This window comes from Candidatus Accumulibacter cognatus, from assembly GCF_000584975.1.
Taxonomy (GTDB): Bacteria; Pseudomonadota; Gammaproteobacteria; order Burkholderiales; family Rhodocyclaceae; genus Accumulibacter; species Accumulibacter cognatus.
Genome location: NZ_JDST02000086.1, coordinates 1 through 12855, shown reverse-complemented (window position 1 = coordinate 12855; position 12855 = coordinate 1). Strand labels below are relative to the sequence as shown.

General features: G+C 62.2%; 11 protein-coding genes. 6 read left to right on the top strand and 5 right to left on the bottom strand.

Annotated elements, in window-relative coordinates:
* Positions 1-14: 14 nt before the first annotated feature.
* Both AW06_RS15710 and AW06_RS15705 read right to left on the bottom strand, forming a co-directional pair.
* A complete protein-coding gene (locus AW06_RS15710) occupies positions 15-1661 on the bottom strand; it encodes an MFS transporter (protein ID WP_034951848.1) in 1647 nt (548 codons plus the stop codon).
* 194 nt (positions 1662-1855) lie between these two features.
* Positions 1856-4516 carry an MFS transporter gene (locus AW06_RS15705; RefSeq protein ID WP_273704789.1) on the bottom strand — a complete coding sequence of 887 codons (2661 nt, stop codon included), beginning with the start codon at positions 4514-4516 and terminating at the stop codon, positions 1856-1858.
* A 654-nt stretch (positions 4517-5170) separates the two neighbouring features.
* Between AW06_RS15705 and AW06_RS15700 the strand changes: the two genes are divergently transcribed.
* Complete coding sequence (locus AW06_RS15700) at positions 5171-6043, top strand: PEP-CTERM sorting domain-containing protein (protein ID WP_273704786.1); 873 nt, start codon at positions 5171-5173, stop codon at positions 6041-6043.
* Between the two features lie 155 nt (positions 6044-6198).
* Here the strand turns inward: AW06_RS15700 and AW06_RS15695 are convergent, their stop codons facing one another.
* Entirely contained in the window at positions 6199-6777 is a 579-nt protein-coding gene (locus tag AW06_RS15695; protein WP_034951843.1) for a PEP-CTERM sorting domain-containing protein, read from the bottom strand.
* Between the two features lie 355 nt (positions 6778-7132).
* On the opposite strand from AW06_RS15695, the gene AW06_RS15690 reads away from it, so the two are divergent.
* From AW06_RS15690 to AW06_RS15680, 3 genes are all read left to right on the top strand, one after another.
* Positions 7133-7318 (top strand): hypothetical protein, encoded by a 186-nt coding sequence (locus tag AW06_RS15690; protein WP_034951839.1) that lies wholly within the window; start codon positions 7133-7135, stop codon positions 7316-7318.
* Between the two features lie 8 nt (positions 7319-7326).
* Positions 7327-7587 carry a gluconate 2-dehydrogenase subunit 3 family protein gene (locus tag AW06_RS15685; protein WP_034951837.1) on the top strand — a complete coding sequence of 87 codons (261 nt, stop codon included), beginning with the start codon at positions 7327-7329 and terminating at the stop codon, positions 7585-7587.
* Between the two features lie 62 nt (positions 7588-7649).
* Positions 7650-9317 carry a GMC family oxidoreductase gene (locus AW06_RS15680; protein ID WP_034951836.1) on the top strand — a complete coding sequence of 556 codons (1668 nt, stop codon included), beginning with the start codon at positions 7650-7652 and terminating at the stop codon, positions 9315-9317.
* A gap of 19 nt (positions 9318-9336) precedes the next feature.
* On the opposite strand, the gene AW06_RS15675 is transcribed toward AW06_RS15680, so the two are convergent.
* Positions 9337-10251 (bottom strand): DMT family transporter, encoded by a 915-nt coding sequence (locus AW06_RS15675; RefSeq protein ID WP_034951833.1) that lies wholly within the window; start codon positions 10249-10251, stop codon positions 9337-9339.
* 125 nt (positions 10252-10376) lie between these two features.
* A complete protein-coding gene (gene thpR / locus AW06_RS15670) occupies positions 10377-10958 on the bottom strand; it encodes an RNA 2',3'-cyclic phosphodiesterase (RefSeq protein ID WP_273704785.1) in 582 nt (193 codons plus the stop codon).
* Between the two features lie 287 nt (positions 10959-11245).
* Between thpR and AW06_RS21490 the strand changes: the two genes are divergently transcribed.
* Together AW06_RS21490 and AW06_RS15660 are read left to right on the top strand one after the other, a co-directional pair.
* Positions 11246-12154: a MotA/TolQ/ExbB proton channel family protein gene (locus AW06_RS21490; RefSeq protein WP_337958797.1), complete on the top strand. Its 909-nt coding sequence runs from the start codon at positions 11246-11248 to the stop codon at positions 12152-12154.
* Between the two features lie 131 nt (positions 12155-12285).
* Entirely contained in the window at positions 12286-12642 is a 357-nt protein-coding gene (locus AW06_RS15660; RefSeq protein WP_273704784.1) for a biopolymer transporter ExbD, read from the top strand.
* Positions 12643-12855 lie beyond the last annotated feature (213 nt).

Genomic DNA, 12855 nt, shown 5'->3' with positions numbered 1-12855 from the left:
GGGTCTCTGGGCGGTCAGGGATTCTTTACGTACGCATTCGCACGCAGGTAGAACCACCAGTTGAGCACCAGACACAAGGCGTAAAAAGCAGCAAAACCGTACATGGCAATCTCTGGCGTACCGGCCTTGATTTGCTGGCCGATCACCACCGGCGCGATGAAAGCGCCATAGGCGGCGATGGCCGAGGTCCAGCCAAGGACGGGGCCGGCCTGCTGGCGGTCGAAGATCACTCCGATGGTGCGGAAAGTCGAGCCATTGCCGATGCCGCTGGCGGCGAAGAGCACGATGAACAGGCCGAGAAAAGCTGGGAAATACTGTTCAGGCGTGGCCGAGGCGTAGGCCTGCATCATCACGTAGCCGACTGCGATCGAAGCGAAGACCATGACCGCGGAGATGACCTGGGTGACGATCGAGCCGCCCAGCTTGTCGGAAATCCAGCCGCCGACCGGCCGGATCGCAGCACCGACGAAGGGTCCGATCCAGGCATAGGTGAAGGCCGAGGGTGCGTTCGGATTCTTCAAGGTGTGCTGCAGCACGCCATTGGCATCGGGGACGTGGCTGATGCCGAAGATCACCGTGATCGACAGCGGCAGTGCCATCGAGAAACCGATGAATGAACCGAAAGTCACGATATACAAGAGGGTCATCGACCAGGTGTGTTTGTCGCTGAAGATCGCGAACTGCCTGGCGACGTTCTCCTTCATCGTGCCAAAGGCCGCGAGCCGCATCACCAGCAGGGCGCTGATCACGTCGAGCGGAACGGCCACCCACATGTTGATCAGACCCAGGCCGGTCGGCGCGGGCAGGTACAGGTACAGGATGGCGATGGCCGGCACGAAGGCCAGCGAGTACAGGTAGATGATCTTGGCGAATGCGGCGATCGGAGTACCGGTGTCTGGCGAAACCGTCTTCAGGTTGTTCATGCCGAACCAGCACAGCACCGACAAGGGGACGAGCGAGAGCACCCAGGCGAAGCCGGCGTTCTGGATCCAGGTCGGCGTACCGGCAACGATCTTGCCGAAGATCCAGCCGCTGTCCTTGAGCAGCGTCATCGGCTCGCCGGCGAAGGTGCCGAACAGGCCAACGGTCATCGCCAGGGGAATGACGATCTGCATCGTCGTCACCCCGAAGTTGCCCAGCCCGGCGTTGAGGCCCAGAGCGGTACCCTGCAGCCGCTTCGGGAAAAAGGTACTGATGTTCGACATCGAACTTGCGAAGTTGCCACCGCCGACGCCCGACCACAGAGCCATCAGCTGAAACGCCCACAGCGGCCAATCCTTGTGCTGCAGGGCGATGCCGGTGCCGATCGCCGGCGACAGGAGCATCGCCGTGGTCAGGAAGATGGTGTTGCGCCCGCCGGCCAGGCGGATCAGGAACGACGCCGGGATGCGCATCGTCGCACCGGCAATGCCCGCGATCGCGGTCAGCGTGAACAGCTCGGCCTGGGTGAACGGGAACCCGAGGTTGAGCATCTGCACGGTGATGATGCCCCACATGCCCCAGACGGCGAAGCCACAGAGCAGTGCCGGCACCGAAATCCAGAGATTTCGGTAGGCGATTTTCTTGCCGGTGCTCTCCCAGAATGCGTCGTCCTCGGGTTGCCAGTCGATGACGTCGACCGAACTCGTGCGCGCGGGCGCGGAGGGGTGGGTGCTTTGCATAAAGGCTCCGATTTTAATGAGGGGGGAGTGTGCAGTCTTACCGGTCCGTTGACTGTCGTGCGGCACGAATCAGGCGGCGCTGTATCGGGAGAAAAGGTACTGTGCGAAGTGAGGTCGCTCCTTGATGTGAGTCAAGAGAAACGGGAGGCCATTTTGCCGCCAGGTCTGTGCTGACGACACTCTCGCTCGTTGAGCTAACATGCGACCTCCGCGTCCTGGCGCGCGTACCACCACCAGGTAAGCGCGACGCAGCTCACGTAGAACAGGCTGAAGAAAATCAGCGCCCCTTGCGGACCACCCATCAGTTTGATCGAAGTGCCGCACGCGATTGGAATGAAGAAGCCGCCGAACGCCGCCACCGCCGAACTGAAACCGACCGCTGCGGCGCCCTCGGTACTGCCCTCGCGCTGCGCCTGTTCGAGCGCGGCCTGATTATTGCGGTCAATCACCTTCCGTTCGCGCAAGGTGCGGAAGATGACCGGGATCATCCGGATGGTCGTGCCATTGCCGATGCCGGCGGCGACGAACAGGACCAGGAACATCAGTACAAAGCCTTGCACGTTGCCTTCGCCACTTGCGCCGGGCAAGAAGCCGACCGCCGCCAGCGGGGCCATGGCCATGACGACGAAGCACCATACGGTGATCCAGGCTCCGCCTATGCGATCGGCAAGCCAACCGCCGATGGGGCGAACGAGCGCTGCCAGAACCGGGCCGATGAAGGCCAGCTTGAAGGCATCGGACGCCGGGAACTGGGTATTGACCAGCATCGGGAAACCAGCAGCGAGGCCGATGAACGAGCCGAAGGTGCCGGTATAGAGCCAGCTCATCAGCCATTGATGCTTGTGCCTGAAGATCGCGACCTGATCGGCGAAGCCGGCGCGCACGCTGGCGATATTGTCCATGCCGAACCAGGCAGCGAGGGTGCTGAGGACAATGAACGGCACCCAGATGAAGCCGGCATTCTGGACCCAGATCGGGGTTGTGACGCCCTGGTCTACGTGCGTCTGGGCGTTGCCGCCAAGGATCAGCAATGCGCCCCCGTAGACCGCGATTGGTGCGATCAGTTGCGCCAGTCCGACGCCCAGGTTGCCGATGCCTGCATTCAGTCCGAGCGCCGTGCCTTGGAGGCGTTTCGGGTAGAAGAAGCTGATGTTGGCCATGCTCGACGAGAAATTGCCTGCTCCCAGACCGCAGAGCAGGGCAATCACCGCAAAGACCGCGTAGTTGGTGCCGGGATCCTGTACCGCGTAGCCGATCCAGAGGGTCGGCAGGATCAGCAAGGCGGTGCTGTAAACCGTCCAGTTGCGTCCCCCGAAAATCGGTACCACGAATGAATAGAGCACGCGAAAGAAGGCACCCGACAACCCCGGCAGCGCCGCCAGCCAGAACAACTGGTTGGTGCTGAACTGGTAGCCGATATGCGGCAGTTCGACGACGATCACGCTCCACACGACCCACACCGCGAATGCCAGCAGCAGGGCGGGCATGGAAAACAAGAGATTGCGATTGGCGATGCGCCGGCCACTTGCCGCCCAGAAAGTTTCGTCGTCGGGGCGCCAGTCGACCAGGAGATGCCGCCGTCGGCGCGCATGTTCCAACAGCTCCGCGTTCTCCAATTCGGCGCGCGCTGCGGCGTGCCGGAAGAGGATCTCTTCTCTTTCGCTGCTTTCCGCTCGCCAGATCCAGACCATGGTGACCACCACGACGCCGACCAGGAGCATGAAGCAACTGCTGCGCACCCCGACCACGTCGGCGGCGACACCGAACATGATCGGCAGGGTGAAACCGCCCAGACCCCCGATGACGCCGACGATGCCCCCGACCACGCCCATGCTCGTCGGATAATGGTCGGCCAGGCTGCGGTACACGCTGGCTTTTCCGAAGCCCTGGGCCAGACCCAGGATGAAGATCAGGACGGTGAACAGCACCACCCCCACTTCGATACTGAAAGCGACATCGCCCTTGATGCCGTGAATGACCATGGTCGTTGGGGGATAGCTGAGAATGACCAGGGATGCCAGACTGATCCAGAGCACCCACCAGGTGACTTGGTTTCCCCCCACCTTGTCCGAAGCCCAACCGCCGAGGGCGCGGATTGCCCCGGAAGGCAGGTCGAACAGGATTGTCAGGAATGCGGCCGTCGCCAGCGGCAGTCCATACTCGCCGACGTAGTATTTGGGCAGCCACAGCGCCAGTGCTACAAAGGCGCCGAAAACGAAGTAGTAGGCCAGTCCAAAACGCCAGACCCGCAGGTCGAGCAAGGGCATGAGCTGCTCACCGAGTGTGGGGCGACGCTGGTCCTTCTGCACGCCCTTCTGGTGCAGCGGGTCCTCGTAGGTGAAGAACCAGAACAGCACCGCCATCACCAGCAGGGCGATGGAGTACACTTTGGGAACGTTCCGCCACGAACCGGTTGCCGAAGCCGCGATCAGCATCGGGGCGATGAACTTGGTCAGCGACGAACCGGCGTTGCCGGCGCCAAAGATGCCCATCGCCGTGCCTTGTCGCTCCTTGCTGAACCATGCCGAGGTGTAAGCGATACCCACCGCGAACGAGCCACCGGCCATGCCAACGAAGAGACCCAGCACCAGGTATTGCCAGTACTCGGTGGCGTAGGACAAGAGCCAGGTGGGAATTGCGACCACGACCATCTGAATCATAAAGATGATCCGTCCGCCGTAACGGTCGGTCAACAAACCCAGAGGCAGGCGAATCAGCGAGCCGGTCAGAATCGGAGTGGCCACCAGCAAGCCGAACTCGGTTTCGTTGAGATTGAGTTCGGCCTTGATCTTGATGCCGATGACGGAAAACATGACCCACACGGCGAAATTCACCGCAAAGGCCAGCGTATTCATCGTCAGTACGGAAATCTGCTCGCGGCTGTATCCCGACTTGCTCCTCTCAGGCGGTGTCACTTTTTTTCCTTTGTTTGTCATGCGAAAAAGAATATGCCACGGCCCCCCCGTGGCATCGTGGTCATCAGCTCAGGATGAGCGCACCCGCAGCTCAACGAGTTGAGATTAAGGCAGGACCGGCACGGGCAGACATGATCTGAATCAAGATTCGTATGAAAGTCATGTCAGCGACGCAGGTATCGTCCCGTGCATGTCGCGTGAGGGGAGATTCGTGAGTCGCTGGGGTGACTTTCACACTGACTGACGGCGCAATGGAACTTGATAGCCTGACTGCAGGAATCCTGGGATTTGTTCTCTTTGACGGACCGCCATTCCGGTGCCGACCGGATCAGAGAGAGAACAGGGGAAACCGATCAATATCCCTCATCGATAGTATGGTTTTAACGTCGGAAAATTTTACACTGGGCGCGACAGAAATTTGTTATCCATTTTTAACCATTTGATTTGATATAAATAAAAAATTTGGCATGCTATATGCTTGCTTGTTCCCAATCCGACCATCGGTGCCTCGGTGGTGGCGATACTGGGGTGTCGGGTGCTTCCTATCCCGATTGTCAGGAACAAACCAAAATAACGGCATACGGAGGGATGTATATGACGAAGACAAAAATCTTGCTGGCTGGAATTGCGATCTCGATGGCGCCTCTCGCTGAAGCGGTGCCGGTCACCCGCTCAATAGTGACTACCAGCGGTGCGGGAGATATCGCTTTCAAAGCGGTCATCGATTCATTCCGGAGCGATCTGGGCGGTGTGCTCAATCCCCCTGGGGCCTGTGCGCCGGGGCCCTGTACGACAGGCAGGCGGGAGATCAACTGGGATGCGGTGACACTGGGGTTCAGTTCGCCGAACACATTTCCGGGGGATTTCTTCAATGGCACCACCGGCGTTCAGCCTGCTGGCCGGATTCGCGGGGCTACATTCAGCACGCCGGGGACCGGTTTTCGCGTGAGCGCTTCCGAGTTCTCCGACGAAGTGGGCTTTGGTCCCGCCGAGTTCGATGCGTTCAGCCCGGCAAGGATGTTCGCCAGCATGGGGAGCAATATCACCGACGTGACCTTCTCCGTGCCCGGGAGCCCGGGGCTGGCGGCGACGGTGCGCGGCATGGGCGTCGTCTTCGCCGACGTCGATTACACGGGAAGCGCGTCGCTGGAGTTTTTCAACACCAGCGGCGCGTCTCTGGGATTGTTCCCGGTGGAAGGTGTTTTCCCGACTGCGGACGGGCGCAACAGCCAGGGTTCATTCTCATTCCTGGGCGTCTCGTTCGACTCCGGCGAGAGAGTCTCGCGCGTGCGCATAGTGTCGGGCGCGCACGGCATTGACGGTACCTATACTGGCCTGGATGATGCAGTGGTCATGGATGACTTCATCTACGCCGAGCCGCAGGCGGTACCCGAGCCGCTGACCAGCACCCTGATCTGTGCAGGTCTGGCCGGGCTCCTGGCTTTCCGGCGGCGGCGCTCGACCTAGTCCCTGGCGAACCACATGCTGGCTTGTTAGCGCAGCCAGACAGCAGTGAGGTTGGCCAAAGCTTGGCGGCAGTCAGCAGGAAGCCGCCAGGAAGCACCCAGCCGAAGCACGTTTCTATACGTGCCTCGGCGTGAGCTGCGCTGTCTCTCCTGCGTTCAGCCGCGGCGGCGGCGACCCAACAGCAAGGTGAGCAAACCGGCACCGAGCAGGCCAAGTGCGCCCGGCTCGGGAACCAGACTCACTCTGGGCGAATTCGGAATTCCGCCCAAGGGGAAGGCGGGATCGCCTGTGCGAACCGGTTGGAATGCCCACGACGCCTGGTAGGGTGCGGCAACCGCATCAAAGTCTGCAAGGAAGCTGAAGCCAGGAAGCGAGTCCCCCGGCATGATGGCATCCTGCAAGGACCATTCGCAGGATACGATAGTTGCCGCGCTGGCGATACGTGCGGACTCTCGGGAATCGACCCAGCAATTGCTGTACCAGTGCAGAACCTCGGTGACGGTCGTGAACGGGCTGCCGGCTCCTGCGAAGAACGGGTTGCCCCGTGTCTGCCACGCAGCGACGCCTTCCCAGCCGGTGCTGGAGTTCGCCACGCCGATGGTCTCGATGCTGTAATTCCAGCCGGACGGTGACATGATGTTCTTGATGCCGGCATCACCGAACCAGGGCAACTCCCAGTCGACAATAAAGGGTTCACGGTCAGGACCGCCATCATACTTGCTGGTATTGTTCACCGTGTAGTTGTAGGTCCAGGTGCCGTCGCCGTTATCGACGACACTGTCCGTTACGGTCTAGCTGCGTGTCCAGCCACCGGCAGTCCCCGCCGTCGCAGGTTGCGCGGACACCAGGCCAAGGGCCAGAATGGTGGCCCGGACAGCTGATCTTCTCATGGGCGAGCTACATAATGCTAAGGTATTCATGGAAACCTTCCTTCAGGGTCAAACGACAATGAAACTGTACGCCCCATACGATAGGCAAATTTCATACCGAAAATATTTTTATCATCGTATCAACAGCTTGGAAAATTGCTCTGTCACTGGTGCAAAAAAAAACCGACACCTGTTCTGAAAGATGGCAAAGGGAGATGCCATGCCCTTCACTCAACGTCAGGTGTTGACGCTGACCGGGGCTTCGCTGCTGCTGTCGCTCCTTGCCTGGTGGCCGCGCCGCGAGACCCCGCCGGTGCCGGCATCGAAGCCGGCTGAACTGAGCGCATGGATTGATACGCTGCTGCCCGCCGAGGCGGATTTTCCGGGCGCCGTGGCCTCGGAGTGAGCGAACGGATGGCGGCCGTGATTGCCCGCGAACCCGCCTACGCTCGCTTGACTGCGGCGGCAATGGCCTGGCTGGCGGCCCGCAGCCGCGAGGCCGGGGGGAGGACCTTTGCCGCGCTACCGGAAGCGCGGCGGGTGGACATCGTTGCGGCCGCTGCCGCCAGTTCGGAAGGTTCGACACCCCGTACTTTCTTCCAGGCGACCTTCGACGATGCCCTGTTCCATGCCTATGCCTATGCCGACGCCCGTGCCTGGACCGGACTGAGCTAGGCCGGACCACCACCTCAGCCGATCGGTTTTCCCGATCAGGCTACAGCGCCGAAGAGCGGCTGATGCGCGCGAATGTGGTCATCGTCGGCGCCGGCGCTGGCGCCGGTGGCGCAGCTTGCGCATGGGCTCTGGCCAGCCGCGGTGTACGCGTTCCGGTTCTGGAGTCCGGGCCCTGGTATGACCCGGGCCTTGAAAACCGCCTGCACCTGCCGGACTGGGAGCAGCATGCCTTTCCGGATGGGACGGAATACCGCCACGCGTACACCTTCGCGCAGATGCAGGCCCTGAACCCACAGTGGGCGCAACTGCGATCGTGGAACCATAATCTCTGCCAGTCTGCCGGTGACACTCGGCGGGCATTGAAATACCAGCACGTCCGGGGCGTGGGGGGCAGCACCCTGCATTTCGTCGGAGAAGCGCACCGCCTCCATCCGGTGGCGATGCGCATGGCCAGCCGCTTCGGTGTCGGCGCCGACTGGCCGATTGCCTACGGCGAACTGGAACGTTTCTACGTCGAGGCAGAGTACCTGATCGGTGTTGCCGGCCCAGGGCATGATTGCCATCGTCCGCGCAGCCGGGCCTATCCACTGCCACCCCACGCGCATAGCTACGCCAGCCAGCGCATCGGCGGCGCCTGTGCCAGGCTGGGCATGAGCTGGTCGCCAAATCCCCTGGCAATCCTTTCCGAACCCTGGCAGGGCCGGCCCGGCTGCAACTACTGCGGTCAATGTGCCCGCGGTTGCCCGCGCGCCGACAAGGGTAGCGCAGATGTCACCTTCGTCGCCCAGACGCAGGCCAGCGGACGCTGTACGGTGCTGGCGCAATGTCATGTCACGGTCATCGTGCCTGGGGATGGCGATCGCGTCGCCAGGGTCGGCTGGGTCGACGCCGACGGTACCGAGCACTCGCTGCGGCCGCGCGCGCGGGTGCTCGCCTGCGGGGCGGTGCAGACGCCTTGCTTGCTGCTGGCCAGCGCCAATGCACATGCACCGCAAGGTCTGGCCAACGAGTCCGGTCAGGTGGGCCGCAATTTCATGGAAACCATGGCCTGGGCCAGCAGCGCGTTGCACCCGGAAGTCCTGGGCAGCCACCGCGGCGTGCCGTCGGACGGCATTTGCTGGGATTTCAACGCTCCGGAGGCCATTCCCGGTACCCCGGGCGGCGTGCGCTTCAGTGTCGGCATGGCGGAAATGGACTTGGCCGGACCCATCAACTATGAACGCAGGGTGGCCAGCGGCTGGGGGCGCGCGCATCGTGCAGCCATGCGCAACAGCTTTGGCCGGGTTCTCTCGGTGGCGTCCGTCGGCGAGTTTCTACCCAACTACGGCACCTATATCGACCTCGACCCGCACGTTCGTGATGCCCACGGCCTGGCGCTGGCGCGCATCCATAGCCGCATTGACGAGCCCGAGCTTCGTCGCCTGGTGTTCATGGCTGGCAAGTGCCGGGAAATCCTGCAGGCAGCCGGGACTGCAAAGCCTTTCGAGGAATTTGGCACTTACGATACCTTCAACGCCACGCATGTTTTCAGCACCTGCCGGATGGGGCGCGATGAGCGTCATTCGGTGGTGGACAAGGATTGCCGTAGCCACCGTTGGCGAAATCTGTTCATTGTCGACGCGAGTGTGTTCCCGAGCAGCGGCGGCGAATCGCCATCACTGACCATCGAGGCCCTGGCGATCCGGGCCGGAGTGCATATCCGCAATCTGCTTGCGCAGCGCGAATTGTGAGGGAAAAAGTGGGGAGGTATCAGGCGGTTGGTCTCGCAGGCAAGCTCCCGATTGGCCGCAGCAAAGCCAGGACCTCGTTCGCCACCAGCGCGCCAAGCACCAGCGAACCGCCGGTCAGGGTGCTTGCTGCCGGCTGTTCTCCGGCACCGAGCCAGGCCCAGGTGACACCGAAGACGACCTCAAGCAGACCGAGCAAGGCAATCTCCGGCGCTGGCAGTTCACGCGACAGGCGTACCACCAGTAGACAGGGAATTGCCAGTTGCACGACTCCGAGCAGTGCCAGCAGACCGAGGTCATGGACCGAGGCCTGAAAGGGATACGCCATCGGCAGAGTCGAGGCGGCTGACAGCACGGCACCGATCAAGACAGCTGGCAACATGTTCTGGCGAGCTGTTCCGTCAGCAGTGGTCCGGCGACGACCGACATGCTGCAGCGTCGTGAAGTTGAGCGCGGCGGCCAGCGGCACGGCGAGCGCGACCAGGGTTCCCGTCAGCGACAGGCCACTTTGCGCCTCCTGTCCGAACATCCAGGCAATGCCCGTGCCTGCCACCACGATTGCCAGCCAGGTCTGGGCTGGCAGCCGGTGCTGCAGGAAGATGCGGGTGAACAGGGCCGTGATCAAGGGGCCGATGGCCATCGTTACCAGCACGTTGGCGACCGTGGTGAGGGTAATCGCCAGCATGAAAGCGGTGAACATCACCGCCCAGCAGAGGCCAGAGAACCACACTGGCCACGCAGCGTTCGCCAACTCGTGCCACAGGCCGGGTCCGCGCAACAGCGTCAGCGCGACACTCAGCGCCAGCGCATTGAACAGGCTGCGCCAGAACGTAACTTCAAAGCCGCTTGCAGCATCGAGATGGCGCGAGACCACTCCGGCGATGCTCCAGAGCAGTGTTACCAGCACCATCAGAGCGGCAGCACAGCGATGTGACATTTCAGCACTTCCTGCCGCGAAGCGTCCGCAGCGTTTATCAAGGGGGCGCCATTGTGCCTGATTTCACTGGCCTTGAAAGTACCGCTGCGAGTGCTGCGAGTTTTCCGACTCCGCTGCCTTGCAGCTCAGGAGTAACGGCGCTGGATCAGGTAGCCGCCCACAGCGTTCGGCAAGGACTCGACCAGCACGTAGCTGTCGATCTGCCAGAGCAGTGCTGGCGCGGCGCTGGGCGCGATGCTTCCGGCAGCGCGTCGGGCCAGCGTCACATGCGGGCGAAAGGGACGCGACTCGACCGGCAGGGCAAGTGCCTGCAGCGCTTCGCCAAGGCGGCAATGCAGTTCTTTCAGTGCTTCGGGTACGGTGCTCGCCTGCAACACCGCGAGACCGCGAGGCCAGATCGCCGCCTGGGTCAGATGCAGCTCGAAAGGTGTCATGGCCACCTGTAGCCCGGCGCTCACGGCTTCGAGGCGTGAGCGCTCTACGGCGCCGATGAAGTGCAGGGTCAGATGCAGCCGCTCGGCTGGGACGGGTGATGATCCCTTCGGCCACAACCATTGCTGCTGATAGCCGAGGAGTGCCGGGTTTTCCGCATGCGCCGGCCAGAGCGCGAGGAACAGGCGCGCGTGTCTGGGGACATCCTGCGCCGACGAAGGCGGACGGGAATGGCCTGTGGTGGGATCAACTGGTATCGGGGAGGCAATATTCATGGCGGTTCCATGCCGACAACGGGTTTCAGTCACCTCGCACTGGCCGGATCGCAAGACGGCGATTGCCTACTGACCGGCAACTGTCAAACGGTCATTGTGACAGCATTGCAGGAAGCCGTGGAACCGGACAGGCAATGCCGGCGAAATACCTGTCGCAGATCTGGGCATCGTGCGCATGGTTGTTGCCTGTCATGCGCCGGAATGACGCACCCGGAGCCGGGCAGTGCGGCATAGAATGATGGCCTTTCGACCGCCTTTGCATGCACGCCGAGACAGACTTGACCCCGATGTCGAGCCAGGTCCATTCCCCCGCCGCGTACTTCGAGTTTCCGAGGGAAGGTCGTCAGCCGTTCTGGCTGCTTAGCCTGTTCGCCCTGTCGGTCGTCGGCCTGCACCTGATGGGCCTGTTTCTGGCGTTCGGATCGCTCATGCCGCGTACTCTTCCGGAATTTTTGCCAGTACTGAGCGTGCGCGTGCTCGACACTCTTACCGTGCCACCCAGGGTGGAGGAGGCGCAGCCGAATAAAATCGAACGTAAAAAGCCTTCACCGGTTGTCCGGGTGCCGCAGCCGAAAACCGTGTCGACACCGCAGCCGGTGTCGACACCAGCCGCAGTGGCGATGAGTCCCTTGGTCGCCCCAGCGCAGCCAGCAGCCAGATTGGTTGAGTCTCTGGAGCCGCCTGCGCCGACTGCTTTCTGGGGAGCGTCAAGCCTGCCGGCGGCGATCGAAGCGATCCGCAGCGAAGACCGTACCGGCGTTTTTGCCAGTCTGGCAATCGCTGGCGCCAATGCCGCCGACCTGCACCGCCACCATGCCGATCAAGGCATCGGGGCCGGGGTCAGCGTCAGCGGGTTCGTCACCCACGCGCTACGCAGTCAGATCGTCGAAGCGCAGGCAGGCGTCGAATCCGGGTTGACCTTTCTCGCCTCGGTGGGGTCGACGGCACCTTTCATTGGTCTCTTCGGGACGGTCTGGGGAATCTATCACGCCCTCGTTGGTCTCTCCGGGGCGACGCAGTGGGTGCTCGACAAGGTTGCCGCGCCCGTCGACGAGGCCCTGATCATGACAGCCGCCGGCCTTTTTGTCGCCATCCCGGCGGTGCTCGCATACAATGCCTGCGCGCGTGACAACCGTCTGACGCTCGCTCGCCCGCCCGCCTGGATGGCTTCGCCCACGACCTGCACGCCTATCTGACCACCGGTCGGCGGGGCTGGCCCGGTGACCAGCTGGTGGACCTGGACACGGCGCGAACCAGCAGCAACGCTTGAAGAGGGAGCAGGGCGATGGCTTTCGGTTCTTTCGACAACACAGGCAGCAGTCAGCCAATGACGGAAATCAACACCACGCCGCTGGTGGACGTGATGCTGGTACTGCTGATGATCTTCATCATCACGGCGCCGCTGTTTCATCAGGCAGTGCCGGTCGACCTGCCGCGCGTCGAAGCGAGCAGGCTCGACGACCGGCCGAAGGTCATTGCGCTTGCCATCGACGCGTCCGGCAAGATCTTTGTCGAAGGCTTGGCGGTCAGTCGTGAAGCACTTGCAGCCAGACTTGCCGAACTCGCTGCCGCCGGCGGACAGCCCGAACTGCATTTGCGCGCGGATCGCGGAACGCGTTACGGGCGCGTTACCGACGTCCTTGCCGATGCCCACGCGCTGGCTTGGCGAGAATCGCTTTCGTGACCGAACCGCCACGTTAATGTCTATGATGTGGCAATTACGACCGAGGTCGGCTCCGTCCTGATCACGAAGATTGACCAGAGTGCGCGACGCGCTCTTTGCCTCCAGGCCGCTGTTCGGGATCGCAACAAGTAAGAAGTACATCGCTACTGCGTGCCAGCAATTCCAAATTTGCCCTCGCCGGTGTTTGGCTGGCCCTTGGCTTTACGGGGCACT

Bases quoted from the DNA above. Each gene is read 5' to 3' on its own strand.
- AW06_RS15700 (WP_273704786.1), top strand. From the start codon at position 5,171: ATGACGAAGACAAAAATCTTGCTGGCTGGAATTGCGATCTCGATGGCG.
- AW06_RS15660 (WP_273704784.1), top strand. From the start codon at position 12,286: ATGACGGAAATCAACACCACGCCGCTGGTGGACGTGATGCTGGTACTG.
- AW06_RS15705 (WP_273704789.1), bottom strand. From the start codon at position 4,516: ATGAATACGCTGGCCTTTGCGGTGAATTTCGCCGTGTGGGTCATGTTT.
- AW06_RS15690 (WP_034951839.1), top strand. From the start codon at position 7,133: ATGCCCTTCACTCAACGTCAGGTGTTGACGCTGACCGGGGCTTCGCTG.
- AW06_RS15710 (WP_034951848.1), bottom strand. From the start codon at position 1,661: ATGCAAAGCACCCACCCCTCCGCGCCCGCGCGCACGAGTTCGGTCGAC.
- AW06_RS15675 (WP_034951833.1), bottom strand. From the start codon at position 10,251: ATGTCACATCGCTGTGCTGCCGCTCTGATGGTGCTGGTAACACTGCTC.
- AW06_RS21490 (WP_337958797.1), top strand. From the start codon at position 11,246: ATGTCGAGCCAGGTCCATTCCCCCGCCGCGTACTTCGAGTTTCCGAGG.
- thpR (WP_273704785.1), bottom strand. From the start codon at position 10,958: ATGAATATTGCCTCCCCGATACCAGTTGATCCCACCACAGGCCATTCC.
- AW06_RS15680 (WP_034951836.1), top strand. From the start codon at position 7,650: ATGCGCGCGAATGTGGTCATCGTCGGCGCCGGCGCTGGCGCCGGTGGC.
- AW06_RS15685 (WP_034951837.1), top strand. From the start codon at position 7,327: ATGGCGGCCGTGATTGCCCGCGAACCCGCCTACGCTCGCTTGACTGCG.